Consider the following 26219-nt stretch of genomic DNA (forward strand, 5'->3'; position numbering starts at 1 on the left):
CCTGTTTACATGTTTGAAAGCATTATAAATCTCTTTTTTCCAAAAGTCTGTTCCGGCTGCAGCTCCTTTTTATTGGCCAATGAAAATGTAATTTGTACGGTTTGCAGACACGATATTCCGTTGACGAATCATCATTTGAATCCAGAAAATGATGCTTTCAAAAAATTTTACGGACGAATTCCCGTACTTCATACCTCAGCATTGTTTTATTTTCATAAAAAAGGAATTGTCCAAGAACTTATTCATAATTTGAAATACAAAGGACATGAGGAAATAGGAACTGTTCTTGGCGAATGGTACGCCGAAGATTTGAGGAATATCGAATTACTAGAGTCTGTTGATGAAATTATTCCCGTTCCATTACACCGGAAAAAGTTAAAAGAAAGAGGATACAATCAAGTTAGCACTTTTGGAAAAGCGCTTTCTTCGAATCTAAATTTAGTTTATAATGATTCGCTTTTGATTCGGAATGTATATTCAAAAACGCAATCTAAGAAAACCTTATTAGGCAGAACGGAAGGAATCGAAAGCATTTTTGATATTGTGTTTACTGAGAAAAACTACAACAAACATTTTCTTTTAATTGATGATATAATTACAACTGGAGCTACATTAGAAGCCTGTTCCCGAGCTTTACTAAAAATTCCCGGGGCAAAAATCAGTATTGTTTGTATGGCGATGGCGCAATCGTAATTTGGAAATTTCAATTCTAAAACTTGCATTTAAAACAGAATGGCAATTTAAAATACAATCGTTTTTCATCCCTGATTACTTCACCTAACTTTTATTCTCATAGGAGTTCAGTGAACTTCGTTTGAAGTGAAAATCCTTTTTATAAGCCTTTTCGGCGAATAAAAAGATTGGAGCGGAAAGCAGGACACGAGCGGAGCGAACTGACGAAGTAAATAGCTCCTGAAAACAAGTCTGTTACAACCCCAAAGAGCACACTATTAATTAATTTAATGAAATTATAACGAAATAGAATTTCCGTTTCCAAAGTTTAATGTTTAAATTTGAATAAAAATATTTATAAATCATTTAAACAATCATATTATGGCTTTTGAATTACCACAATTACCTTATGCGTATGACGCATTAGAACCTTATATTGATGCGCGTACAATGGAAATTCACCATTCTAAACATCACAATGCTTATACTACCAATCTTAATGCAGCTATTGTTGGAACGGATATGGAAGGTAAGACGATTGAAAATATTTTGATTAATCTTGACCTGAAAAATGCTGCTGTTCGTAACAATGGTGGTGGATTTTACAACCACAACTTGTTTTGGACCATAATGACACCAAACGGTGGCGGACTCCCAACTGGTGATTTACTAGTTGCTATTGAAGCTGCTTTTGGGACTTTTGAAGAGTTTAAAGCAAAATTCAGCAAAGCGGGAATTACCCAATTTGGTTCTGGATGGGCTTGGCTTTGTGTTCATAAAGGTGGAAAAGTAGATGTTTGCGGCACTCCAAACCAAGATAATCCATTAATGCCAGGTGTAGGTTGTGGCGGAACTCCAATTTTAGGAATGGATGTCTGGGAACATGCTTACTATTTGCATTATCAAAACAGAAGACCTGATTATATTGAAGCTTTTTTCAATGTAATTAACTGGACTGAAGTTTCAAGAAGATATGCTTTAGAGAAATAAAAAGAGAGTCAAGATGAAAGAATAAAGACTTCAAAAATTACTGTTGTCTTTTCTCTTATTTCTTTTCTCTTATTTCTTTTCTCTTATTTCTTTTCTCTTATTTCTTTTCTCTTATTTCTTTTCTCTTATTTCTTTTCTCTTAAAACAAAAAGCGCCGATTTCAAAATTTTGAAATCGGCGCTTTTTGTTTATCTCATTTCTTCGCTTTATTCCAATAAAAAAGGTGGAATTTCTTCCACCCTTTTTGCCCCAAATCTACCATAAACTTAACCTACTAATGTTATGGTGATTCAAATTTATATCAGTTCTTGGTTGCCACCAAATAAATTAGACGAACAACTTAGAAAACCGATTAAAACCCTATCATCGGCGATATTAGTATGCTCTGGCATCTTTTCCTTCATAGAAATTCATGAATGCTCGGTTTACCACTCGGTTCCCTCCAGGTGTTGGATAGTCTCCGGTAAAGTACCAGTCTCCTAAATTTTTCGGACAAGCTATATGGAGATCTTCTACCCTTTGAAAAATAATTTTCACTTCAGCTTTTATCTCAGGAGAACTCAACATTTGTGCAATTTTATCTGAAACCTCTTGTGGTTGAAAAGGCGCATATATTGCTGTTACGTAATTTACAACATCAATGTCCTTGAAGTTTTCTTGTGCTTTACATTTCACATACACTTCGTCAACAATATGATATAAGTTTCTTTCTTTAAGCAACTCTAAAGCTGCTTTGAAAGCTACTAAACCTTCTAGTTTTGCCATATCAATTCCGTAACAATCCGGATAGCGTATTTGTGGTGCTGATGAAACTATGACTATTCTTTTTGGATTCAAACGATCCATCATTTTGATAATACTCATTTTCAAAGTTGTACCTCGAACAATACTATCATCTATTATTACCAAATTATCCGTAGGTTTAATAACACCATACGTAACATCATATACGTGGGCTACTAAATCGTCACGACTACTATCCTCTGTAATAAAGGTTCTTAATTTAGCATCTTTAATGGCTACTTTTTCGGTACGGATTTTCACTGAAAGTAATTCCTGTAAAGAATCTTTTGTCAAAGTATCTTTATTTTCCAGAATATAGTTGTTCTTTCTTTGGTTCAAGAAATCTTGCGCTGCTTCAACTAATCCGTAAAATGAAGTCTCTGCCGTATTTGGTATATAAGAAAAAACTGTATTGTCTGTATCTTCGTCTATTGATTTTAAAACGGCAGGCAAAATAAGTTTTCCTAAATTTTTTCTTTCTTGATATATTTCAGCATCACTTCCTCTCGAGAAATAAATTCGCTCAAAAGAACATGCTTTCTTAACCGTTGGCGGAAGAATTTCCTGCATAGAAACAGTCCCATTTTTCTTGATAATTAATGCATTCCCAGGTTCAATTTCTTGGACTTTTTCAAAAGGAACATTAAAAACAGTCTGGATTACCGGTCTTTCAGAAGCCACTACTACTATTTCATCATCTTGATAAAAATAAGCGGGACGGATTCCTGCCGGGTCTCTAAATACGAATGAATCACCATGACCCAGAAGTCCTGCCATAGCATAACCTCCATCTAAATTCTTAGAAGCTCTGGTTAAAATTTTAGCAACATCCAGCTTTTCAGCAATTACTGGCGAAGCTTCTCTTTTTGTTAATCCATTAACTTTACATTCTTGGTACAAATCAGTTACTGCATCATCCAAAAAATGACCAATTTTTTCCATTACTGTAACCGTATCCGCCATTTCTTTTGGATGCTGACCTAGTTCAACTAAACTTTGAAAAAGTTCTTTGACATTGGTCATATTAAAATTTCCTGCCAAAATCAAGTTTCTGTGCATCCAATTGTTCTGACGTAAAAAAGGATGAACACTCTCAATACTGTTTTTACCAAAAGTTCCATAACGAACGTGTCCTAAAAACAGCTCCCCTAAATATGGGATTTTCTGTTTTTGAAGTGCTACATCATCCGCATATTCTGGATGAGAAGCCATTTCCTCATTTATTCTGTCGTTTATTTGAGCAAAAACATCTTGAATAGGTTGAGCATGATTAGATCGAACTCTACTGATGTAACGTTCTCCCGGCTCCACATCTAGTTTTATGCTTGCAAAACCTGCTCCGTCTTGCCCGCGATTGTGCTGCTTTTCCATAAGAAGATACATTTTTTGTATTCCGTAGAAAGCAGTTCCGTATTTCTCTTTATAAAATTCAAGCGGTTTGAGTAGTCTAATTAAGGCTATACCACACTCGTGTTTTAAAGCATCACTCATTGTAAGGTTGTTTGTGTTGTTGTGTTATTCTAAAAAATATATTGAACTGATCTAAAAAATCAACAAATCAGATGTAATTCCCTGCTAATTTTATTTAACAAAAAAACCTCGTTTCCGAGGTTTCAGTGCATTATAATTCTATGTCGAACTGTGTCAGTGATTTGAATTGTTTCAATCTGGACACTACTTCCTCTTTATCTAAATTAACCATTCTTTCTGTTCCAAATTTTTCCACACTAAATGAAGCTAAATTAGAACCATAAATAACGGCATTTTTCATGTTCTCAAAAGAGATGTTTTCACTCTGCGTTATAAATCCTGCAAATCCACCAGCAAAAGTATCTCCTGCCCCAGTTGGATCAAAAACTTCTTCTAATGGCAATGCTGGCGCAAAAAACACTTCTTTTTTATGAAACAAAAGCGCTCCGTGCTCTCCTTTTTTTATCACCACATATTCTGGTCCCATTTTACGAATTTTCGCAGCTGCTTTTACCAAAGAATATTCTCCGGAAAGCTGTCTTGCTTCTTCATCATTAATAGTGATTACATCTATACGTTTCATTACGTCAAGCAATTCTGGTAAAGCACAATCCATCCAAAAATTCATAGTGTCTAAAACCACTAATTTTGGTTTGCTTTCCATTTGGTCCAAAACACTACTTTGTACCAATGGATGTAGGTTACCTAACATCACTACATCAGCATTTTTAAAATTTTGAGGTACTTTTGGTTGAAAATCACCCAAAACATTAAGTTCTGTTGCCAATGTATCTCTTGAATTCAAATCATTATGGTAAAGTCCGCTCCAAAAAAACGTTTTTCCGCCTTTTACTATTTCAAGTCCCGAGATATCAATATTTCTTGCTGTCAATAAATCTAAATATTCTTGTGGAAAATCATCGCCAACTACAGAAACTATGGCAGATTGTAAATTAAAAAAAGAAGCCGAAAGCCCTATATAAGGTGCGGCTCCGCCTAAAATTTTATCTGTTTTGCCAAAAGGCGTTTCTATGGCATCAAAAGCAACGCTTCCAACAATCAATAATTTATTCATTTTATCAGTTTCGAATTAAGGCGCAAAGATAGCTTATAAGTTGTAAAGTTGCAATGCCTCACAATCGTAAAATTTTCACAATTTATCACACTGAAAAACAGTTATTTACAACAATTTTTCTTCTTCTTTTTCGTAAAAAGCATCGACTGAAAGTTGCTTTTGCATCGAAGCCATAACGGCTAATTCATCACATCTTTCGTTTTGGACATGATTATTATGTCCTTTGATCCATTTGAAATCAACTTGGTGCTTTCTATACACCACCAAAAAACGTTTCCACAAGTCGGAATTTTTCCTGTCAACAAATCCTTTTTTTTCCCAGCCTAAAATCCATTTTTTCACAACTGAATCTACCACATACTTAGAATCCGAAACTACTAAAACACTAGTGTTCGGATTTTTTAATTTTTCGAGACCTACAATTACCCCCAGCAATTCCATCCTATTATTGGTAGTACGACGAAAACCTTCATAGAATTCTTTCTTATACGGCTTTCCTACCCATTCCATTACTACCCCATACCCCCCGTTCCCAGGGTTTCCCTTGGCAGCACCATCCGTATATATGTGTACTTCGTGTTCCATTTTAGATTTTTAGACTTGGTGATCTTTTAGATTGTTAGATTTTTTGTGAAGATATAGTAACTTTTCTAAGAAGCCTGATATTCTAATTTTCTAACAATCTCTCAATTATTTCTGGGAAATACTTTTGTTCTAATTCATGTATTTTACCAGCAACTTCTTCTGGAGTTTCATCTCCCGATAAAGCTATCTTTTTTTGAAAAATAATATTCCCTTCATCATAATTTTCATCAACAAAATGAATTGTAATTCCAGTTTCCACCTCTTTATTGCCAACAATTGCTCTATGGATATACATACCATACATTCCTTTTCCGCCGTATTTTGGTAGTAATGCCGGATGAATGTTTATGATCTTATTAGGATAGACTGCAATGATATTTTCGGGAAATTTTAATAAAAATCCTGCCAAAACAATCAAATCTGGTTGAATTTCATTTATTTTTTGTAATACAATACCTTCAATCAGTTCTTCTTTTGAGAAAATTATAGCTGGAACTCCATAGTTTTTTGCCCTTTCAATCACTAGAGCACTTTGATTATTTGTAAACACCGCTTCGATCGTTCCAATTTTTGTTTTCGCAAAATACTTTATGATATTTTCAGCATTAGTACCCGATCCAGAAGCAAAAATCACAATTTTTTTCATAACCTATCCTATTTTAATTGCACAAAAAAAGGCATAAAAAATGAAAATAAATAACATTGCGACAGCTTTGTTAAAATAAATTTCATAAATTAGATGTCACATTTATTAACTAAATAGTTGTTTTAAAATAAAGTTTTTTATTTTTGCCAACAAATTAAATTCTAAAATTAAAGATTATGTCAGACATTGCATCAAGAGTAAAAGCGATTATCGTAGACAAATTAGGTGTTGACGAAAACGAAGTTGTAACAGAAGCAAGCTTCACTAATGATTTAGGAGCTGACTCATTAGACACTGTTGAGCTTATTATGGAATTCGAAAAAGAATTTGACATTCAAATTCCAGATGATCAAGCAGAAAACATCGCTACTGTAGGTCAAGCAATCTCTTATATCGAGGAAGCTAAAAAATAATAAATTATACACCCGTTTGCAATCCTGTAAACGGGTGTTATTATTTTTTAAAAATTAAATTCGAGATTGAATTTCAATCAAAACTATATTTATTGTAATACCCATGGCTCTTTCGTAATAGTAATACAGTAAAGAAAGCATGGGTTTTATTTGTTTAAAGATAACAAAAATAGAATTTATGGTATTAAGACGAGTTGTTGTAACAGGTTTAGGCGCTCTTACACCCATTGGAAATAACATTGAAGAGTATTGGAACGGACTTATTAACGGCGTTAGTGGAGCTGCTCCAATCACTTATTTTGACGCTTCAAAATTTAAAACTCAATTTGCATGCGAATTGAAAAATTTTAATGCTGAAGATTTCTTAGACAGAAAAGAGGCTAGAAAAATGGACCGCTATGCACAATACGCAATGGTGTCATCAGACGAAGCAGTAAATGATGCCGGATTCAATCTGGAAACATTAGATAAAGACAGAGCCGGTGTTATTTGGGGTTCAGGAATTGGTGGATTGGAGACCTTTCAAATCGAAATGTTGAATTTTGCAGCAGGCGATGGAACTCCTAAATTCAACCCATTCTTTATTCCAAAAATGATTTCAGATATTGCCTGTGGTCATATTTCTATAAAATACGGATTTAGAGGACCAAACTTCGCTACTGTTTCTGCTTGCGCATCTTCTACAAATGCTATTATTGATGCTTTCAATTACATCAGATTAGGCCATGCAGATGTTATGGTAACAGGTGGATCTGAAGCGGCTGTGACTATAGCAGGTATGGGGGGATTTAACGCCATGCATGCTTTATCAACAAGAAATGACGATCCAAAAACAGGTTCCAGACCTATGGATAAAGACCGTGATGGATTTGTTTTAGGAGAAGGAGCCGGAGCTTTAATTCTTGAAGAATACGAACATGCTATTGCTCGTGGAGCAAAAATATATTGCGAGATTGGCGGTGGCGGTATGTCAGCAGATGCGCATCATATAACCGCTCCACATCCTGATGGATTGGGTGCCAAAAACGTAATGTTGAACTGCTTGAGAGACGCTGGTTTGAAACCAACCGACGTTGACGGAGTAAACATGCACGGAACTTCAACGCCTCTTGGAGATATGGCAGAATCTAAAGCTATACTTCATGTTTTTGGCGAACACGCTTACACAATGAATCTAAATTCAACAAAATCCATGACTGGTCATTTACTTGGCGCAGCAGGAGCTGTTGAAACAATTTCTTCTATTCTTTCCATGAAACATGGAATAGTACCACCTACAATAAATCATTTTACAAATGATGAAAGCATTGATTCTAAATTAAATTTTACTTTCAACAAAGCTCAGAAAAGAGAAATGAATGTTGTTATGAGTAATACTTTTGGTTTTGGCGGTCACAATGCTTGTGTATTGGTAAAAAAATTAGAAATCTAATAATTATATATGCGTATAATCAGGAAAATATTTTCAAAATCCCGTTCTCCAGAAGACGGGATTTTTTTTGATTCTATTCAAAAAATCTTAGGTTTTGATCCAATAAACTTAGATTATTATAAGAAAGCCTTCACACATCGTTCCTCAAATCGTCTGGATATTTTAGGAAACCCTATCAATTACGAACGATTGGAATTTTTGGGTGACGCCATGTTAAGCTCGGTAATTGCAGCACATTTATTCAGTAAAGCACCCGCTGGAGACGAAGGTTATCTTACTAAAATGCGTTCAAAGATTGTAAGTAGAGAACATTTGAACGAATTAGGGAAAGACCTAAATTTAGTACAATATATAGAAAGCAAAGTGCCGATACAGCATTTTGGAGAAAACATACATGGTAATATCTTTGAATCACTCGTAGGAGCAATTTATCTTGATAGAGGCTATGTATATTGTGAAAAATTCATTCAAAAAAGAGTTATAATTCCTTACGTAGATATCGCAAGACTCGAAGGAAAAGTAATTAGCTATAAAAGTTTGGTAATAGAATGGTGCCAAAAAGAAAAGAAAATATTTCATTATGATATTTTCGAAGATAACGCCATTGACGGGCAACGTTTATTTGGCGTAAAACTTAGTATTGATGACAAAGTGATTGCAAGAGCAAGAGCAACTTCAAAAAAGAAAGCGGAAGAAAAAGCATCCCAACGTGCTTATTTTGCATTTCAAGAAAAAATGGACAGAAAATAATATCAATTTTCATAAAACTATAACGTTTTCGTTCATAAATTAACGAAAACATCTTATTCTGAGAGGTCTATACTTCGTTAGAAATACTATATTTACATCTTATTTTTTCATAAAATGGCTATTCATAAATTGGATCTTGGCGAATTTGACGAAATAGATTACGATCTCATCGCAATTCATACTTCATTAGAGGACTATAGATTGGCTTATTTTATTAATCAAAAGCTGCCTATAAATTTGAGTAAAAGCAAAAATGAAATTCAAATTAATATAAAAGAAGGCGAGACCAATTTTTCGAGATTTTATTATAATGATACCGAAAAAGACATCTCTTGGGATTTGATTCAAAATAAAAATGAGGTTACCCAATACAAAAAAGAAAATACTCAAAATCTATTTTCAAATGTAACAATGGAAGTTTCAACCAAAGTATTTTTACTTCCGGAATTTAAAAAAGTAGATTACTTTTTAAAAATAGAAAACAACGACGATACCATGAATGTATCCAAAATACAGATCCTATTAAATACCATAGATAACGTATCCACAGTTTATACGGTAGATACAAATCAAATAAAATCAAAAAACAATTTAATTTTTTAATACAAATGCTCACAAACAAAAAAACAAAAATTGTAGCCACACTTGGGCCCGCATGTAGTACAAGAGAAATCATAAAAGACATGATTGATGCCGGTGTAAATGTGTTTAGAGTGAATTTCTCTCATGCTGATTACAATGATGTAAAAGAAAAAATTAATATCATACGAGGCCTTAACGAAGAATTTGGCTATACAACTGCAATCCTGGGTGATTTACAAGGACCAAAACTTCGTGTAGGAGTTATGGAAGAAGGTGTAATCGTTCATGATGGTGATTTAATTACATTTACCACTGCCGAAGACATTCTTGGAACTGCAAAGAAAGTATTCATGAAATACCAAAACTTTCCAAATGATGTAAATCCTGGAGAAAGAATTTTGCTTGATGATGGAAAACTTATCTTTGAAATCGTTGAAACGGATAAAAAAACAGAAGTTATAGCAAAAGTGATTCAAGGCGGTGAATTGAAATCTAAAAAAGGAGTAAATCTTCCTAATACAAAAATTTCTCTTCCCGCTATGACCGAAAAAGATATAGCAGATGCTATTTTTGCTATTGGACAAAACGTTGATTGGATTGCATTATCTTTTGTAAAAACACCACAAGACTTACAGGAATTACAGGAATTAATAGCCAAACATTCGGATTATAAAATTCCAATTATTGCCAAAATAGAAATGCCGGAAGCATTAGAAAATATTGACAAAATTGTTGCTTATTGTGATGGTTTGATGGTCGCTCGTGGAGATTTAGGAGTTGAACTTCCAGCACATGAAGTTCCTCTAGTTCAAAAAGAATTGATTCGCAGAGCTAAAACTGCCAGAATTCCAGTAATTGTTGCCACTCAAATGATGGAAACAATGATTACTAGCTTGACACCAACACGTGCAGAGGTGAACGATGTTGCCAACTCGGTTATGGACGGTGCAGATGCAGTAATGCTTTCTGGAGAAACGGCTACCGGTAACTATCCGGTTCAGGTAATTCAAAAAATGACACAAATTATTGAAGCAGTGGAAGATTCTCCGCTAATTCAAGTACCACAAAACACGCCACAGATTAAAACAAAACGTTTTATCACTAAAACAATTTGTCATCACGCCGCAACTATGGCTAATGTTATCAAAGCTAAAGCCATCTGTACCTTGACAAATAGTGGCTATACTGCTTTCCAGATTTCGGCATGGAGACCTAACGCGCATATTTTAGTTTTTACTTCAAATAAAAGAATCCTTACCCAATTGAGTTTATTATGGGGGGTAAAATCGTTCTTGTATGACAAAAGAGTAAGCACCGATGATACTGTGACTGATATAAATGATATCGTTAAAGAAAAAGGGTATGTTGCCAAAGGAGATTTTGTTATTAATTTAGCCGCAATGCCAATAAAAGAAAAAGGAATGGTTAATACCTTGAGAGTTTCTGAAATAGAATAGTTTAAAAATCACTTACATACTTATCCGTCTTGTCTCGTTTTTAAAACGAAATAAGACGGATTATTTTTATGCATCAATCAATGTAATATGATTTTCCTTTTAAAAAATTTTAAGACTATTTAAACAATCATCTGCAAAATAAAATTTATATTTGAACAACAAATAACCCTACAAACTATGAATTTCAATTCTAAAAATCCATTTTTAAACAACAAAACTTTTTCTACTGCAGTTTCAAAAAATGATGAAGTACATCAAGCTATCCTTATTGATTATAACGACGAGATGACTTTGTCTGGCACCATCAATAAAAGTCTAATCTTGTTTTTACTTCTTACAGCTTCTGCAACAGTAATCTGGTGGTTGACTTTTAACGGAATGAATCCGATGGTTCCAGCAATTGGCGGTGCTATTGTGGGATTAGTTTTAGTGCTTATTTCTGCTTTCAAACCACAATACTCTCCCTATTTAGCACCAGGCTATGCCTTGTTCGAAGGTTTGTTTATTGGTGGAATTTCGGCAATATTTGAAGCTATGTATCCCGGAATCGTAATTCAGGCGGTTGGTGCAACTTTTGTAACGTTTATGGTTTGTCTGGGATTGTATAAATATAAAATCGTAAAAGTAACAGAGCAATTCAAATCGGTTGTTGTGGCTGCTACACTTGCAATTGCAACCTATTACCTTATATCTTGGGTGTTTTCAATGTTTACGAGTTTTGTTCCCGTGCATTATGGAAACTCAATAATGAGCATTGGAATCAGCATTTTTGTTATTGTAATTGCTGCTTTAAATTTATTTTTAGATTTTGACCGAATAGAAAAAGGAGCTGAACAAAAAATGCCAAAATACATGGAATGGTATGGCGCAATGGGATTAATGATTACACTGGTTTGGTTGTATATTGAATTTCTAAGATTACTTTCTAAATTGAACAATAAAAATTAAAATCATCATAAAAAAATTATAAAAGAGAAAACCTTTCCAAATTGGAAAGGTTTTCTCTTTTAAGCCGCTTTCTCAAAAGCTATGTAGTGGCTTAATTGCCCTTTTGTATTGAAGACTGGAAATCCTTTTATCTTACATCCATAAACATCTCCGTTTTTTTTATAATTCACAATTGTTTTTTCAAAAGGTTCTTGAACTAGTATTGCACTACGGATTTCGTTCAAAATTGTCAAATCGGTTGCTGCACCTTGAAAAATCTTAGGGCTTTTACCTAGAACTTCTGCTTCCACATAACCATTCATTTTTATCATATTATGCGAAGCAAAAACGATGTTTAATTTAGTATCTGTTACAATTATGACTTCTTCTTGTTGTCTTGTTTTTAAATCCCAATTATTACGAATCCATTTATTTTGGGAAGCAAGAGCATCCAGTTTATTTAAATCCACAAAGAGATTTTTTATTAAACCTAAAAAATCATTATGGAAATCCCAAGAAGAAACAGGAACTGTTTTTACGCTTAAACTACTGTGATACTTAGCAATTGCCTCTTCATATTGTCTAAAATTGCTCATGCCTTTTTATGTTAAAAAACCAAATATAATTTTATTTATAAAAATAAAACAACATATTTCAGACTTTAACCATTGTTGAACGAGTGAATTAGTTCTTCAAAAATCGAATTTCAACTGCACGACGACAAACTTCTTCTCTTCTGTATTTAAATTACTGAGTGAAATTCCAAGTAATCGAACAGAATCCTTCATGCGTTCTTGATACAACAACTCCTTTACAATTTCTAAAATTAATCCTTTATCTGAAATAAAATAAGGCAATGTTTTACTTCGGGTCTGTTGTGTAAAGTCGCTGTATTTTATTTTTAAAGTGATTGTTTTACCGGCTACATTGTATCTTTTTAATCTTTTTTCCAATGCATTGGCAATGACCTCCAACTTCTCAATCATAAAAATTTCTGAAGAAAGATTAACATCAAAAGTATGTTCGGCAGCAACTGATTTTGTAATTCGGTCTGATTTCACTTCGCTGTTATGAATTCCTCTTACAACATTGTAATAAAAGTTTCCCGATTTCCCGAAATGTTTCTCTAGAAATTCTAATGTTTTGCTTTTCAACTCCACTCCCGTAAAAATTCCCAGTTGGTACATTTTTTCAGTGGTTACTTTTCCAACGCCATAAAATTTCCGAATAGGTAATTCTTCCAAAAATGAAATAACTTCATCCGGATTCACCGTTTTTTGACCATTGGGTTTGTTGTAATCACTGGCAATTTTAGCCACAAACTTATTCACTGATATTCCTGCCGAAGCCGTCAAACCCACTTCGTTGAAAATACGCTGTCTAATTTCCTGTGCCAATAACGTAGCACTTGGATTTCCTTTTTTATTATTGGTGACATCTAAATAGGCTTCATCAAGTGACAATGGCTCTACTAAGTCCGTATATTCATAAAAAATCTTTTGGATTTTACTCGAAATTTCCTTGTACCTGTCAAAACGTGGCCTTGCAAAAATGAGTTCCGGGCAATTTTTTTTGGCCATAACACCACTAATAACACTTCGAACTCCAAATTTTCTAGCTTCATAACTTGCCGCAGCAACAACACCTCGGTTTTCTGATCCGCCAACAGCAATAGGTTTCCCACGCAACAATGGATTGTCCATTTGCTCCACAGAAGCATAGAAAGCATCCATGTCAACGTGTATGATTTTTCTATTTGGAATTAATTCCTGCATCTAAACTGATTGAATATCCAATACTATTTCCTAATGATTTATTAGCGCTAAAAATTATTTTTGATCTTCCACGTGCAAATAATTTTCTACAACTACTGATTTATCTTTCTTTTCCGTTGGAAAAAAGAAACTAATGGGTCTCGACTTGAAATGATTCCAAATGGAAACCGTAACAAATCGCAATTCGAATAATGAGATGGCTCTCGAACGAAATGCAAGCCCCAGTGAAAGACTAAAACTCACTATAAAGTTAACCAATCCTATAATGCCAATCCCAAAAATACCCCAGAATAACATGGAGTTATTTACCGCATAATTCGCACCGTATATCGCCAAAGCGAGATTTCCGCTTGCAAAAGTGATGTGTCGAACATCTAGATTCAAGCCCAAAAACAAGCCAATAGTTGCCGTACTTCCCATGAATATTCCAAACCAGAAATTTGAAATAATCCCAGCCCATCTTTTTCTGTATAATTTGGCTAATTTAACCGTTCTGTCTTTCCCAAAACTCCTTTTCAGCAAAGGGTGTTCTGTAATTCGAAAATACACTTGGTTGTGTTTGTCCCTGTTCGCAATACTTCCTGAGATAATTCCTGATAAAAACAAAAAGACTCCGGCAATAGCCGCATGAAGTATGGCTAAAGAATGAATCGGACTCAAATCAGTAAGTAGTCCTTCCCATTTAGTTGCAGCAATATTATACTGCAACGTATAATCAATAACCCAGATTCCAAGTAATGAAACCGGAAAAGCCATGATTACATTCCCCACAAAAGCGATAAACTGAGAACGAAATACACGTGCAAAAAGAATAGCAAAAGCTTTATACTTTTCGGCATCTTTTCCTTTTTTTATGACACCTTCCTCCAATGCTCTTATCAAAGCTGAGGCTGTCATTGCGGGTTGTTTTGTAGCAAGTGTAAAACCTAAAAGATAAATAGCAATAAATCCAATGGCATAATTCATACTGTAAAGAAAAGCATGCCCAAAAAAACTGGTATCAGCTTTAGAAAGCAAGACTTTAATGACACACAAAATCCCCACAATAAATCCTCCTCCTAAAGCCGTTCTAAACATTTTGAAATACTCCTTTCGACTTTCAGTAATATAATGTTCGCCGGTTTTAGCTGTGTGTTGTGTTATTTCATAAGAAATAAGCTGGGTGCTTTCTCCAATAAATTTCCTAACATTGTTTTTGTAGCAATTGTATTTAATCAAGTGCAAAACCAATGTAATTCCGTTATTTCTTTTATCACTTCCTTTTTCTATAATCAATAATGAAATTAAAAATTTAAGTCGCACTAATTGCTGTCTGATTTTTAATAAATTCTGATTTACACGAAGTGAAATTCCGTATTTTGAACTGTTGTGAAATGCTTTCTCCACAAAATCTTCGCATTGTTTGTGCAAAACTAACAGCTGGGCATAGGACAAATCATCGGGTTTAATAAAATGATTTTCAGAATTTCTGATTCGGTCTTCAATCAGGAATAATTCCTTTTCAAAGGCTGTAAAAGGACTTTCGTAATCATCAAATTCCGGCACCATTTTGATAACATCGGTTTCCAAGGCACGACCACTAATGCGTTGCGTAATTAAATCCATTGCAACTAATAATTCCGACAAAACTGAATTAGGTGCTACACTTTCATAAATTGATTTGAATTTTAAAAGCCTGTATAATTCTTCCAATTGATTGGATGGAATTTTATTAATCCAAATCGTATCATTGGCCAAATAGAAAACCTGATTAAGGATATATTCTAAAGTGTCTTTTTGAGGCTGGTAGGGTAAAAATTTAGCGAATATTCTTTTTTTGACTTCAAAAATAAAATCTACATCTTGCAGAATAGCTGCGTCAGAAAGTATTTTGTTGAATTTTTTATCTTTTACTATTTCTTTGAGATATATTGAGAATTGTTCCCTGCAAGAATCATTTTCATTGAAAAAAGAAATGATTTCCTGTAAATCAACCGTTTCCAGATCTTTAAATTTCAAAGGTCTAATCAGCCTAATCAATTCAATTAAGGGTTCTAAGCTATCGTCTGTTTTACGCCAAAATTGATTTTCCCCAAAAAACTTGATTAATAGTGTTGCGGGTGTTGGTTTAGATTTTACTTTAAAAATTGGCATATTTGAATTCATTCGGTTTTGTAAAAATACAAATCGACGCCATAACTTCCATTAACTTATTCAGAAAATAACTGTTATACCGTTTGAACATAGAATTTACTGGATTATGTTGTTGTGACTTTGTCATTCCGACGAAGGAGAAATCTCATTAGTTGCTCTCGTTATGTGATTTCCCCTTCGTCGAAATGGCAAATAGACGCTGTTTTATTCCATTAAAAAGAAAGCTTAAATGGTATAAGTACGAAAAATAGAAATATTTGATACCTTTGAGTTTCTGGATTAGCCCAGATAGAAGTGGAAATCTTCGATTGAAAAAAACTATTTTTTATTTTTAAAAAAGAGCGACCCAAGAAGCTCCTTTTTTTAAAATAGAAAAAAAGTTTTATGATTGAGAAATTGAAACGAATAGCTGGACACGAGCGATGCAAACTGAAGAAGTAAATAGCTCCAAAATATTTATAAAAAATGATTGAAATAGAAAGAAAATTTTTGGTCACAGATGATTCGTTCAAGAAAGAAGCTTTCGCTCAAAACCATATTGCACAAGGGTATTTGAGTTCCGTTCCAGAACGTACGGTACGCGTACGCATAAAAGGCGACAAAGGATATTTGACTATAAAAGGGATTTCAAATGATTCCGGAATGTCCCGTTTTGAGTGGGAAAAAGAAATTCCTGTTGCTGAAGCAAAGGAATTGTTATTGTTATGCGAAAAAGGTGTCATTGACAAAATCCGTTTTGAGATAAAACAAGGCAATCATATTTATGAGGTTGATGAATTTTATGGTGAAAACGAAGGATTAATTGTCGCCGAAATTGAGCTTGATTCTGAAATGGAAACTTTTGAAAAACCAAGTTGGCTAGGTGAAGAAGTGACAAACAGCAACCGTTATTACAATGCTTATTTAAGCACTAATCCTTACAAAAACTGGTAATTTAATTTAATATTGACATTGTTACTTTCATTCCACCACTGCTTTTATTGGAGGCAATATCCATAAATGCGCGTTTTGAAAGATCAATTTCTCTAGATTTAACAAATGGCCCTCTATCGGTAATTTCCACAATTACGGACTTCCCATTTTTCTCATTAGTCACTTTTACTTTTGTACCAAAAGGCAGTTTTTTGTGTGCTGCAGTATATTTATTATTATCGAATCTACTGCCGCTTGTAGTTCGTCTTCCATTAAATTTATCTGCATAATAGGATGCATGTGCTTCTTTTTTATAGATTTTAAATTTTCCTAATGAAGTTATTAAAGAATCTATTTTGTTTTCTTGCAATTCAATTAATGCCTTACCCTTCCTGAGCGTATCTTTTTGTGTTGCAGCTTTTTGTTTTTCTGAAATTGAACTTTGGCTGCTGACTAAGCTAATAATTGCAAGTAAAAAAAATAATGTTATTGATTTTTTCATATATATCGTATTAGTTAAATCTATTTTACAAAAACCATACCTAGATAAAAAAAGCTCTATTTCTAGAGCTTTAATTGGTTTTTAAAACCAAATTTTCCATGGAATCCTACTTAAAATAAGTAGTAATCCTAAACCATAAAAAATAGAAAAGGTTTTGAATTTTGATTCACTAGCTATTAATTTTTTATGTTTTGACCAACCTATAGTGATTAAAACAATTGCAATAATATTTATTAAAGGATGCTCTAAAGCCAGTAATCTGCTCTCGGTTGTTAATCCACCCATTCCAACTGCTTTTATCATATTTAATCCATTAGGAGACACGAAATATAAAATTAACCCAACTAACAATTGAGTATGAATTGCTATTAATGCAAACAAAGCAATTTTCCTGTCTTTTGAAGTAAAATCTTTTTTAGAAGACATCCCAATGAAGGAATTAACAACTGCGATCACTAATACTAAAAGTGCTAAATACCCCCAACCAGAATGAAATTTTTGAATAAAATCGTACATAGATAATGTTTTTGTTTTAACAAATATAAGAAAAAAAGGCATAAAAAAACCCTCATTCCAATTGAAATGAGGGTTGCAATATTTTTAGCTAAACTTAGTTGAACGTATAACGAACACCCGTTTGCATTTGCCATCTAGATGAGTTTAAACCTACATCATCAGCTTGGTTAATACTGTTTGCTACAGCTGGATTATAACTAAATGTTGGAGTTGTGTTATCCGCTAAGAATCCAACTTGTTGAAGTAATTGTACTTGGTCAAAATTTGTAAAATATCTTTTTCCCCAATTTTTATTCAAAAGGTTTGTGAAATTAAAAATATCCGCAGTAAATTCAAGTGTATGCTTCTTTTTACCTACATTGATAGTAAATTCTTGAGCGAATTTTAAATCTACAACATGGCTTGTTTTTAAACGGTCACCATTACGCTCAGCATAACCACCTTTTCTACCTCTTAAGTACTCATTACCTTCTATAAAAGTACTTAAAGCATCCCATTGTTGTTGTGGAGTTAAAGTATTTGCAGAAGTGGAAACAAGTCTAATCTCACTTTGTGCAGCAGGAACATAAATCAATGCTGAATTAGAGAATGTGTCTTGTAATAAACGACCAGAATCATTATAAACATAACTGATTGGAGTTCCTTGAGCACCTTCGTAAAATACACCAATTCTAGATTTAGTGAATTTATTCCATTTGAATGTTGCATTACCATTAGAGATAATTCTTCTTCCTTGATCAAAATCAGATCTTGAAAGCGCTAAATAATTCGCACCATTAACAGTTTCTGTATTATTCCATTGTGAACTGTTTTGAGAAGAAGTCGCATCCATTAAAACAGTTGATTTACCGTAAGAATAAGTTCCAGAAATATTAGCATCAATGAAATCAGATCTGAAATTTTTAGTCAATGTAAAAGCAAGATTGTAAGCTGTACCTTCATCTGTATTAGAAGCTAAATAAATTCCTAAATAAGAAGGATCTACTCTGCTGTTTCCATTATAACGAGGTCTTGTATCAGCCCCTGTTAAAGCGCTTGAAGCAGCTTTGATATTCAAATTTTCATAAATGATTGCACTAATATTATCATTATAAGTAATTTCAGATGTCAAAACAAAACCTAATGGTAATTTTTGATCAACTGCAAAACTTGCTTTGAATACTTGAGGCAATTTGAAATTTTTTGCAAACAAATCAACATTTCCTCCTGTACGTCCTGAGCCTGGACGTGGATATGATGCAGGAAGCGGTGCAATTTGACTAGCAACACTTGGATTTGGGTTAAACAAAGGCATTCCTGTAGGACTTGTTATTGAAATGGCACCTTGAGAAACACCATTGTTATTATAAGTCCCTCCTGGCCAAACTAAAGGCAATCTAGAAGTAAATATACCTAATCCACCTCTAAACTGAGTAGATTTTTTTCCGTTAAGATCGTAATTGAAGCCGAAACGTGGTGCAAAATGTGTATAATTTGCAATACCTTCTCCTACTCTTGCTCCTTTTAAATTTTTACCAGCCGCTTGTAACAAACCAATTGTTCTGTTATTAAAGTCATTATTCCCTAATCCATCTTCCCAAACAGGAATATCTACTCTAATACCATAAGAAACTTTAAGATTACTGTTCAGTTTCATATCATTTTGAATGTAGAATCCGAATTGTTTAGTCCCAAATTCAGCTGCGCCTTGAGAATCATCACCCTCACCACCAATTAAAGAATAGTTTAATTGGAATCTATTCGGTTTTGCATTGTTTAAGAAATCGTTTAAAGTAGCGTATCTGTAAGATCCAAAATTATTTCCAAAGAAAACATTTCTTGATTTTGAAAATTCATTATGAGTACCAATAGTTATTTTACTCATTCCAGCATTAATTTCAAAATTATCTGAAATAGTCAATGTTTTTTGATCCAAAAGATTTGCTGTAGAAAATCCCTCTGCTCCAAAGAAAATACTTTGATTCGCACCATCAAAAATCTGAACCGTTGGGAAAGGACTTCCTGATGCATCTCTATCATCGATTACACTAGTGTAAGCAACAACTAAATTATTTGAAAATTTATTCCCAAATCTTGAGTTTAATTCTAAAGCTGTAGAATTAGTTGTAGAATTGAATAACTGGCTACCGTTTATAAAACTTATTGCAGTTGCAGAAGATCTACTTGGCGAAAAATTCTCCGCTTTTACATAACTGTGTTTCAAAGATAATTTATGATTATCATTGATATTCCAATCTATCTTACCAATCAACTTATCACTTACAAGAGTTCTTACATTGTTTTCAAAAGAACCTGGATCATATCCATAAGTAGCAAGTTTAGTTCTTAATTCTCCCAATCTGCTTCCAGACAATCCTGTATAAGTTGATAAATCAAATGGCTGTGGAGTTTCATTATCTTGTCTCTCATAATTAACAAAATAAAATAATTTATCTTCAATTAAAGCTCCACCTGCACGAACACCATAAGTTTGAGCAGAAAAATCAGCTAATTTTTTTCTTCCATTTGTTCCCGCTAATGAAGGAGGTGTTTTTCCTGCCAAATTTTCATCTCTATTAAAGAAATAAGCTGAACCTTCAAAATTATTAGTTCCTGATTTAGTAATCGCGCTAATTGCTCCACCAGCAAAACCAGATAGTTTTACATCATAAGGAGCAACACTTACTTGAAATTGCTCAATTGCATCAATAGAGATAGGACTTACTCCTGTTTGACCTCCATTAGTTCCATTAGCAGCTAATCCAAAAACGTCATTACTTACAGCACCATCAATGTAAATAGCATTGAATCTGTTGTTTTGACCTCCGATAGATAAAACATCATCACCTCTTAATTGAGCTTGTGGTGTTAGTCTGGCAAAATCTGAAATATTTCTAGATAAAGAAGGCAATGCTTTAATTTTATCTGAATTAATTACTGTTTGAGCTCCAGTTCTTTGTGAATTAAAAGTATTATCTCTTGAAGTTCTAACTACAACTTCTTGTAATTCATTTGATTCTTCTTGCAAGACCACTTTAAAATCTTTTGAATCCCCTAACTGAAGATAAACATCACTATCTTCAAAAGTTTTAAATCCAACAAAAGTAATTACAATTTTGTATGGACCTCCAACTCTCATGTTAGATATTCTGAAGTTACCCGTGCCATCTGTAGATGCAGTGTATCGAGTACCTGATGGAGTGTGTGTCGCAAGAATTGATGCCCCAGGTAAGGTTTGAGAATCCTTATCATAAACATTACCACTAATGGAAGAGGTTGTGTTACCCTGTGCATAAACTCCAGGATTGGCGAACATTATTACAACTAGAATTAAAAATAATTTTAATAATTTTTTCATTTTGTTTAGTTTATTAATATTTGGCAAAAATATAACATTTTTTACTTAAAAAGTTAACATAACGTTAAGAATGGCACATTTTTAAGTAGGATTTTTATCTTAAAAATGATTTATTTTATTTTTTTGTTAAAAAAATACATAATTACTATTCATGCATAGTATTTTCATCTTATTAATCAAAAAAATCATGACATAACTGAATCAAAAATATCCTACTAATTCTAAAAAAAAATCATTTAATCCCCTAAATGACAAAACCTTGGCTTAAAAAAGTCAAGGTTTTGTCATTTAGAATATCTATTAAGAATAAAAAAACTTATTTATGCTGCAAAAAATGATTCAATAAAAAGGTTGTAGAACTGTCATGATTTTTGACTGTCTTTGTGTTAATCTCCTCCAAAATAGAATTCGCCAATTGTTTTCCTAATTCTACACCCCATTGATCAAAACTAAAAATATTCCAGATAATTCCTTGTACAAAAATCTTGTGTTCATATAAAGCGATCAAAGAACCCAAGGTTTTTGGAGTTAATTTCTGGATTAAAATGGTATTTGTAGGCTTATTGCCCGTGAAAACTTTAAACGGTAAAAGAAACTTAGCCTTCTCTTCTGAAACACCTTGTTTGTCGAATTCCGCCTGAACCTGTTCTCCAGATTTTCCATGCATTAACGCTTCCGTTTGCGCAAAAAAGTTAGACATTAGTTTGTCATGATGATCGTTATCACCGTATAAAGGAGTTATAAACCCAATAAAATCTGCTGGGATTAATTTTGTCCCTTGATGAATTAACTGAAAAAATGCATGTTGTGCATTAGTTCCTGGCTCTCCCCAAATAATAGTTCCTGTTTGATAGTCTACCGGCTTCCCATCACGACCTATACTTTTACCGTTACTTTCCATAGTCCCTTGTTGTAAATAAGGAGCTAATTTTTGCAAATATTGCGTGTAAGGAATTAAGGCTTCGCTTTCGGCACCAAAAAAATTATTGTACCAAATACTCAATAAAGCCAATGTTACCGGCATATTTTTATCGAAATCAGCAGTTTTGAAATGTTCGTCCATTTCATTCGCCCCTTCTAACAATTCATCAAAATTATCGTATCCAACGGCTAAACTTATTGTAAGTCCAACGGCACTCCACAAAGAGAATCTTCCGCCAACCCAATCCCACATAGGAAATACATTATCCGGGTTTATCCCAAACTCTGTTACTTTTTGGATATTGGTGGAAACCGCAACAAAATGCTTGGCCACATCTTCTTGAGTAGCTGATTCTAAGAACCATTTTCTGATAGTTTCAGAATTGGTCAATGTTTCTTGTGTTGTAAATGTTTTAGAAACAATTACAAAAAGCGTAGTTTCCGGATTTAGTTTTTTTATAATCTCATTTACATGATCGCCGTCCACATTTGAAACAAAATGAACATTTAAATGATTTTTATAAAATTGTAATGCCTCAACCGCCATAGCAGGTCCTAAATCAGAACCTCCAATACCTATATTGACAACATCCGTGAAAGGTTTTCCCGTGTGACCAGTTCTTTCACCTGAAGTAACCTGATTCGTGAATGTTCTTATTTTGCTTTTTACTTCATAAATTTCAGAAACCACATTATCTCCATCAACATTTATAACTGCTGATTCTTTGGCTCGCAATGCGGTATGAAGTACAGCTCTGTTTTCCGTTTGATTGATTATTTCGCCATCAAAATAGTCTTTAATGGCGCCTTTAAGACCTACTTCTTCTGCTAATTCCAATAACAACTGAAGTGTTTCTTGATTGATAATGTTTTTTGAATAGTCAATTAAAAAATCATTCCATTTCAAATTGAATTTTTCAGTTCTGGTTGCGTCCAATTGAAATAATTCTTGCATCGAAGCTTTTTGCATTTCGTTGTAATGCATCTCAAGTTTCTTCCAAGCGTTCGTTTCTGTTGGGTTTATAGTATTTAGAGCCATTTATAGGTAGTTTGTAGTATTATTTAAATTCTGGCAAAAATACTGAAATTAGTTTTAACGCTAAATGACTTTTGAATTATATAACAATTTAGCAGGAAAAACACCAAATAGTGGTTGACATATAATCACGCTAATTGTTTCTATTTATTCGCCAAGTAAACTTTTTAGTTAATTTAAATTATCGAATTATAAATTGGCAACACTATCCAATTCAAACTTTAACGGAGTAATCGTTTTAATGTATCGGTCTTTATTTCTTCCGCTCATCGGCTCACCGCTAGGCAATTTAAGTCTTAGTGCATCCACTTGTTTACCGTTTTTCCAAAATCGATAACAAACGTGCGGCCCTGTTGCCAAACCTGTGCTTCCTACTAAACCGATAACCTGTCCCTGACTGACACGTTGCCCCCGTCTTACCAATATTTTAGACATGTGTAAATATTGCGTTGAGTAGGTTCCGTTGTGTTTTACTTTTACAAAATTCCCGTTTCCGGCCGTAAAACCACTTTGCTCCACAACTCCGCCAGCCGTTGTAGTTATAGGCGTACCGCGTGGCGCCGCATAATCCGTTCCTTTGTGCGCTTTCCATCTGTGTTGAACAGGATGAAATCGACTAGTTGAAAATCGAGAGGATATTCTACTGAATTTTATTGGAGATTTAAGAAAGAAATTTTTTAACGTTTTTCCATCTTCATCGTAATATTCTATTTTATCTGAGTCCGGATTTTGAGCAAAAGGAAATGCGTAAATAATTTTTCCTTTGTATTCAAAAAAGGATGCTTCCAGTTCTTCCACTCCATCATAAACAGAATCATTTATGAATCGTTCCGTAAAAGTTATCGCAAAACGATCTCCTTTTTTGAGTTTCATAAAATCAATGGAATAAGCATAAATTTTAGAAATTTTACTTGCCAATGCCCCTTCAATCTTGGCATTGCCTAAAGTCTCAGACAATGATTCTTTCAAAACCCCGCCAATGGTGCGTCGCTTAATGGTTATGGGTTTTGTTTTTTTATAAACAACAATAGCGGTATCACGGAAATCGACTACATAATAGTTTAGTGCGTCCGGCTGATATATAAAAACCTGTAAATCATTCTTCTTGTTTTTTGACCGAAGCATTGTAAAAGGTTTATTTATCCTGATGGTTCTCACATCAAAAGTGTCTTTTACTTTAGCGACAATATCATATATTTCTCGCTCTCCAATATTTTGCTCTTCTAGTAAAGTCCCAAAAGTGTCTCCTTTTTTTATAGTATCCTGAATAACATTAAAATCAGAATATTTAAACCCAAACTCTATCTTTTTAACTGCTGGTTTTATAATTTCTTTTTCTATAATTTCATCTGATTTATTACAAGAAATCAAAGAAAATAATACTATAATTGCTAATAATATTTGTTTCAAACTATGTTTTTTTATTCAAATTATTTTTCTTCACCCCAATGCGCTAGTTCCTCTGCCGACCATAATTCCGGAAAAAATATCCTGCGTTGGTATTTTGGATGCATGTATTTTTTCCAGTCACTTCCACCCGTCGCTTCACCATCCCCTTTACCGCTCTGGTCAATATATTTCTTTGCCGTATTCAAATGCTGCATTACCCAAGTGATATTCACCGTATGATCATAATGACGCATCGCTACTATTAACTCTGGATTTTTTTGATCTAAATCTGGAAGCTGTTTGAATTTTTGCCAAATATTTATGGTATTGTATTCTTCCATATGATTTAGGAACGTCTTCTTATATTTTTTTTCAAACTCCTCCAGTAAAAAAGATTTCTTACCGGTATGATAATCTTTTCCGGCCGCTTGCCAATACAAATGCTCTAAGGCAAATTCATAAGGCGTATTTCTATCTATTGAATCTCTATAACGGTGATCGATAAGATTTATTAGGTCAGTGGAAGAAAATTCTATTAAACGGTATTGCGCGCTTTGAAAACCACTGGCAGGAGTTAGCGTATTTCTAAATTTCATGTATTGATCCACTTCCATTCCATTTTCCATAATACCGAAAGAAGTTGTCAGCATATCAAAATACCGACTTATTCTCATTAATCTTTCAGTAAAAAAATCAGTTTTGATATTTTTACAATAAGAAATTTGATGCATTTCCCAAAGTATCATCTTAAATATCAATTCATTAACCTGGTGATACATGATAAAAACCATTTCATCAGGAAGTGTTGTTCTTTGAATTTGAAGACCCAATAATGCATCCGTTTGAATATAATCCCAATACGTAATTGGTTTTGACCATAACAATCCTTCCAGCTGTGTCTCTGTTTTTTGATTTATTGCTTGGTATTTAATTTCAATTTCTTTTAAAATCGCTTCTGAACTATCAATGTTATTCATTATTTATTTGTTTTAAAAGGATTTTTCAATCCTCTATATGCATCTATATCTGCTTTTATTGAACCTACTGCCAAGTTGGCTTTTATTCTGATTGGTAATTTATTATCGTCATCTGAAATCCAAACGGTAAGACTTTCTTGTTCTTTAAAAACACGCCCTGATTGTACTAAAGGTCTAAACACCATTGTTGATACCACACCAAATTTAGTCGTGATATTTTCACGACCTATAAACTTAAGTTTAAACTTTGTGGTTTCATCATCAAAAAACATATCAATCGCAACTGATTCTCCTATTTTTAGCTTATCAATTCCCGGATAATTTCTTAGATAATAGAAGGTAGACAAAATGTCCTGTGTGTTTTTAGGAACGTAAAGCGTCTTCTCTGTTTTATGTTTGTAATCTTTGACAAGAACTCTATTTGTAGATTGATTAAAAAAGCCTTCTTGATTTTTAGTGTAGCCCCCTTCATTAATTTTTCGGACAAACTGGTATGGATTTCTGGTATCCTTGTCAATATAGCTTTCGTATAAATCGTCTACTTTAAAGAAAAATCGAGACATTCCGGTAGTATATCCTCTACCTACAACATGAAACGTCTTTTTGTCATTCACGGTAGCGTCTTTTACTTCCAGTGTGGCATAGCCGGCATTGACTATCCCATAATGAATTCGAAATTTGAACCATTCTCCCACGTCATAAGCATCCTCTTTTGGAGAATCAAAACTTACGGTCATTACCAACACAAAGAATAGTATTATTTTTTTCATCATTACTTTATTAGTCAATTCAGTGACTCTAATAACAAATTTTGTTCCAAATATATTAAAACAAAAAAACTCAGTCAAATAATGACTGAGTTTTTATGCTATTAACTAACCAAAAAACTATAAACTATGAAATTTATATGAAATCAGGAAGGAAACCACCCCTTCCTTT

The 26219-nt window shown here is 33.5% G+C and carries 23 protein-coding genes; 9 read left to right on the forward strand and 14 right to left on the reverse strand.

Annotated features, from left to right (window positions below):
* Positions 1 to 9: 9 nt before the first annotated feature.
* Both E0H99_RS01545 and E0H99_RS01550 read left to right on the forward strand, forming a co-directional pair.
* A complete protein-coding gene (locus E0H99_RS01545) occupies positions 10 to 693 on the forward strand; it encodes a ComF family protein (protein WP_131990510.1) in 684 nt (227 codons plus the stop codon).
* A gap of 360 nt (positions 694 to 1053) precedes the next feature.
* Positions 1054 to 1662 carry a superoxide dismutase gene (locus E0H99_RS01550; protein ID WP_131990512.1) on the forward strand — a complete coding sequence of 203 codons (609 nt, stop codon included), beginning with the start codon at positions 1054 to 1056 and terminating at the stop codon, positions 1660 to 1662.
* Positions 1663 to 2037: 375 nt separating this feature from the next.
* Here the strand turns inward: E0H99_RS01550 and E0H99_RS01555 are convergent, their stop codons facing one another.
* The 4 genes from E0H99_RS01555 to E0H99_RS01570 form a co-directional block, all read right to left on the reverse strand.
* The gene (locus tag E0H99_RS01555) at positions 2038 to 3936 is read right to left on the reverse strand and encodes an amidophosphoribosyltransferase (RefSeq protein WP_131990514.1); all 1899 of its coding nucleotides are present in this window, start codon (positions 3934 to 3936) and stop codon (positions 2038 to 2040) included.
* 130 nt (positions 3937 to 4066) lie between these two features.
* Complete coding sequence (locus E0H99_RS01560; protein ID WP_131990516.1) at positions 4067 to 4990, reverse strand: PfkB family carbohydrate kinase; 924 nt, start codon at positions 4988 to 4990, stop codon at positions 4067 to 4069.
* 105 nt (positions 4991 to 5095) lie between these two features.
* On the reverse strand, positions 5096 to 5575 hold the full coding sequence (rnhA, locus tag E0H99_RS01565; RefSeq protein ID WP_131990518.1) for a ribonuclease HI: 480 nt from the start codon (positions 5573 to 5575) through the stop codon (positions 5096 to 5098).
* Positions 5576 to 5657: 82 nt separating this feature from the next.
* Positions 5658 to 6221: a phosphoribosylglycinamide formyltransferase gene (locus tag E0H99_RS01570; protein ID WP_131990520.1), complete on the reverse strand. Its 564-nt coding sequence runs from the start codon at positions 6219 to 6221 to the stop codon at positions 5658 to 5660.
* 176 nt (positions 6222 to 6397) lie between these two features.
* On the opposite strand from E0H99_RS01570, the gene E0H99_RS01575 reads away from it, so the two are divergent.
* From E0H99_RS01575 to E0H99_RS01600, 6 genes are all read left to right on the forward strand, one after another.
* Positions 6398 to 6634 carry an acyl carrier protein gene (locus E0H99_RS01575; RefSeq protein WP_007137004.1) on the forward strand — a complete coding sequence of 79 codons (237 nt, stop codon included), beginning with the start codon at positions 6398 to 6400 and terminating at the stop codon, positions 6632 to 6634.
* 178 nt (positions 6635 to 6812) lie between these two features.
* Positions 6813 to 8066: a beta-ketoacyl-ACP synthase II gene (gene fabF / locus E0H99_RS01580; RefSeq protein WP_131990522.1), complete on the forward strand. Its 1254-nt coding sequence runs from the start codon at positions 6813 to 6815 to the stop codon at positions 8064 to 8066.
* 9 nt (positions 8067 to 8075) lie between these two features.
* Complete coding sequence (locus E0H99_RS01585; protein ID WP_131990524.1) at positions 8076 to 8816, forward strand: ribonuclease III family protein; 741 nt, start codon at positions 8076 to 8078, stop codon at positions 8814 to 8816.
* 114 nt (positions 8817 to 8930) lie between these two features.
* Positions 8931 to 9419, forward strand: coding sequence for an IPExxxVDY family protein (locus E0H99_RS01590; protein ID WP_131990526.1), 489 nt, complete (start codon positions 8931 to 8933; stop codon positions 9417 to 9419).
* Between the two features lie 5 nt (positions 9420 to 9424).
* Complete coding sequence (gene pyk / locus E0H99_RS01595; RefSeq protein WP_131990528.1) at positions 9425 to 10855, forward strand: pyruvate kinase; 1431 nt, start codon at positions 9425 to 9427, stop codon at positions 10853 to 10855.
* Positions 10856 to 11032: 177 nt separating this feature from the next.
* Entirely contained in the window at positions 11033 to 11803 is a 771-nt protein-coding gene (locus tag E0H99_RS01600; protein WP_131990530.1) for a Bax inhibitor-1/YccA family protein, read from the forward strand.
* A 59-nt stretch (positions 11804 to 11862) separates the two neighbouring features.
* Here E0H99_RS01600 and E0H99_RS01605 read toward each other — a convergent pair whose 3' ends face one another.
* From E0H99_RS01605 to E0H99_RS01615, 3 genes are all read right to left on the reverse strand, one after another.
* Complete coding sequence (locus tag E0H99_RS01605) at positions 11863 to 12378, reverse strand: PAS domain-containing protein (RefSeq protein WP_131990532.1); 516 nt, start codon at positions 12376 to 12378, stop codon at positions 11863 to 11865.
* 96 nt (positions 12379 to 12474) lie between these two features.
* Entirely contained in the window at positions 12475 to 13557 is a 1083-nt protein-coding gene (gene dinB / locus E0H99_RS01610) for a DNA polymerase IV (protein ID WP_131990534.1), read from the reverse strand.
* A 54-nt stretch (positions 13558 to 13611) separates the two neighbouring features.
* Positions 13612 to 15702, reverse strand: coding sequence for a site-specific recombinase (locus E0H99_RS01615; protein WP_240723423.1), 2091 nt, complete (start codon positions 15700 to 15702; stop codon positions 13612 to 13614).
* Positions 15703 to 16155: 453 nt separating this feature from the next.
* Here E0H99_RS01615 and E0H99_RS01620 point away from each other — a divergent pair, with 453 nt between their 5' ends.
* Positions 16156 to 16623 carry a CYTH domain-containing protein gene (locus E0H99_RS01620; RefSeq protein ID WP_131990536.1) on the forward strand — a complete coding sequence of 156 codons (468 nt, stop codon included), beginning with the start codon at positions 16156 to 16158 and terminating at the stop codon, positions 16621 to 16623.
* 1 nt (position 16624) lies between these two features.
* Here E0H99_RS01620 and E0H99_RS01625 read toward each other — a convergent pair whose 3' ends face one another.
* The 7 genes from E0H99_RS01625 to E0H99_RS01655 all read right to left on the reverse strand — a co-directional run bounded on the left by E0H99_RS01625 (position 16625) and on the right by E0H99_RS01655 (position 26050).
* Positions 16625 to 17104 (reverse strand): septal ring lytic transglycosylase RlpA family protein, encoded by a 480-nt coding sequence (locus tag E0H99_RS01625; protein WP_131990538.1) that lies wholly within the window; start codon positions 17102 to 17104, stop codon positions 16625 to 16627.
* Positions 17105 to 17185: 81 nt separating this feature from the next.
* Positions 17186 to 17620 (reverse strand): hypothetical protein, encoded by a 435-nt coding sequence (locus E0H99_RS01630; RefSeq protein WP_131990540.1) that lies wholly within the window; start codon positions 17618 to 17620, stop codon positions 17186 to 17188.
* A 94-nt stretch (positions 17621 to 17714) separates the two neighbouring features.
* Positions 17715 to 20957 carry a carboxypeptidase regulatory-like domain-containing protein gene (locus tag E0H99_RS01635; RefSeq protein ID WP_131990542.1) on the reverse strand — a complete coding sequence of 1081 codons (3243 nt, stop codon included), beginning with the start codon at positions 20955 to 20957 and terminating at the stop codon, positions 17715 to 17717.
* A gap of 316 nt (positions 20958 to 21273) precedes the next feature.
* A complete protein-coding gene (gene pgi, locus E0H99_RS01640; RefSeq protein ID WP_131990544.1) occupies positions 21274 to 22917 on the reverse strand; it encodes a glucose-6-phosphate isomerase in 1644 nt (547 codons plus the stop codon).
* 186 nt (positions 22918 to 23103) lie between these two features.
* On the reverse strand, positions 23104 to 24324 hold the full coding sequence (locus E0H99_RS01645; protein ID WP_131990546.1) for a M23 family metallopeptidase: 1221 nt from the start codon (positions 24322 to 24324) through the stop codon (positions 23104 to 23106).
* A 20-nt stretch (positions 24325 to 24344) separates the two neighbouring features.
* Complete coding sequence (locus E0H99_RS01650) at positions 24345 to 25280, reverse strand: tryptophan 2,3-dioxygenase family protein (RefSeq protein WP_131990548.1); 936 nt, start codon at positions 25278 to 25280, stop codon at positions 24345 to 24347.
* Complete coding sequence (locus E0H99_RS01655; protein WP_131990550.1) at positions 25280 to 26050, reverse strand: DUF3108 domain-containing protein; 771 nt, start codon at positions 26048 to 26050, stop codon at positions 25280 to 25282. The genes E0H99_RS01650 and E0H99_RS01655 overlap by 1 nt, the downstream gene beginning before the upstream one ends.
* Positions 26051 to 26219: the final 169 nt, after the last annotated feature.

The organism is Flavobacterium sp. GT3P67 (assembly GCF_004349155.1).
GTDB classification, from domain to species: Bacteria; Bacteroidota; Bacteroidia; order Flavobacteriales; family Flavobacteriaceae; genus Flavobacterium; species Flavobacterium ranwuense.

What these genes read in the sequence shown, in the direction of transcription:
- E0H99_RS01605 (WP_131990532.1), bottom strand. Translation starts at nt 12,378, where the DNA reads ATGAGCAATTTTAGACAATATGAAGAGGCAATTGCTAAGTATCACAGT.
- E0H99_RS01570 (WP_131990520.1), bottom strand. Translation starts at nt 6,221, where the DNA reads ATGAAAAAAATTGTGATTTTTGCTTCTGGATCGGGTACTAATGCTGAA.
- dinB (WP_131990534.1), bottom strand. Translation starts at nt 13,557, where the DNA reads ATGCAGGAATTAATTCCAAATAGAAAAATCATACACGTTGACATGGAT.
- E0H99_RS01620 (WP_131990536.1), top strand. Translation starts at nt 16,156, where the DNA reads ATGATTGAAATAGAAAGAAAATTTTTGGTCACAGATGATTCGTTCAAG.
- E0H99_RS01555 (WP_131990514.1), bottom strand. Translation starts at nt 3,936, where the DNA reads ATGAGTGATGCTTTAAAACACGAGTGTGGTATAGCCTTAATTAGACTA.
- E0H99_RS01600 (WP_131990530.1), top strand. Translation starts at nt 11,033, where the DNA reads ATGAATTTCAATTCTAAAAATCCATTTTTAAACAACAAAACTTTTTCT.
- E0H99_RS01630 (WP_131990540.1), bottom strand. Translation starts at nt 17,620, where the DNA reads ATGTACGATTTTATTCAAAAATTTCATTCTGGTTGGGGGTATTTAGCA.
- E0H99_RS01550 (WP_131990512.1), top strand. Translation starts at nt 1,054, where the DNA reads ATGGCTTTTGAATTACCACAATTACCTTATGCGTATGACGCATTAGAA.
- E0H99_RS01585 (WP_131990524.1), top strand. Translation starts at nt 8,076, where the DNA reads ATGCGTATAATCAGGAAAATATTTTCAAAATCCCGTTCTCCAGAAGAC.
- fabF (WP_131990522.1), top strand. Translation starts at nt 6,813, where the DNA reads ATGGTATTAAGACGAGTTGTTGTAACAGGTTTAGGCGCTCTTACACCC.
- E0H99_RS01650 (WP_131990548.1), bottom strand. Translation starts at nt 25,280, where the DNA reads ATGAATAACATTGATAGTTCAGAAGCGATTTTAAAAGAAATTGAAATT.
- E0H99_RS01655 (WP_131990550.1), bottom strand. Translation starts at nt 26,050, where the DNA reads ATGAAAAAAATAATACTATTCTTTGTGTTGGTAATGACCGTAAGTTTT.
- E0H99_RS01560 (WP_131990516.1), bottom strand. Translation starts at nt 4,990, where the DNA reads ATGAATAAATTATTGATTGTTGGAAGCGTTGCTTTTGATGCCATAGAA.
- E0H99_RS01590 (WP_131990526.1), top strand. Translation starts at nt 8,931, where the DNA reads ATGGCTATTCATAAATTGGATCTTGGCGAATTTGACGAAATAGATTAC.
- E0H99_RS01615 (WP_240723423.1), bottom strand. Translation starts at nt 15,702, where the DNA reads ATGAATTCAAATATGCCAATTTTTAAAGTAAAATCTAAACCAACACCC.
- rnhA (WP_131990518.1), bottom strand. Translation starts at nt 5,575, where the DNA reads ATGGAACACGAAGTACACATATATACGGATGGTGCTGCCAAGGGAAAC.
- pgi (WP_131990544.1), bottom strand. Translation starts at nt 22,917, where the DNA reads ATGGCTCTAAATACTATAAACCCAACAGAAACGAACGCTTGGAAGAAA.
- E0H99_RS01575 (WP_007137004.1), top strand. Translation starts at nt 6,398, where the DNA reads ATGTCAGACATTGCATCAAGAGTAAAAGCGATTATCGTAGACAAATTA.
- E0H99_RS01625 (WP_131990538.1), bottom strand. Translation starts at nt 17,104, where the DNA reads ATGAAAAAATCAATAACATTATTTTTTTTACTTGCAATTATTAGCTTA.
- E0H99_RS01635 (WP_131990542.1), bottom strand. Translation starts at nt 20,957, where the DNA reads ATGAAAAAATTATTAAAATTATTTTTAATTCTAGTTGTAATAATGTTC.
- pyk (WP_131990528.1), top strand. Translation starts at nt 9,425, where the DNA reads ATGCTCACAAACAAAAAAACAAAAATTGTAGCCACACTTGGGCCCGCA.
- E0H99_RS01545 (WP_131990510.1), top strand. Translation starts at nt 10, where the DNA reads ATGTTTGAAAGCATTATAAATCTCTTTTTTCCAAAAGTCTGTTCCGGC.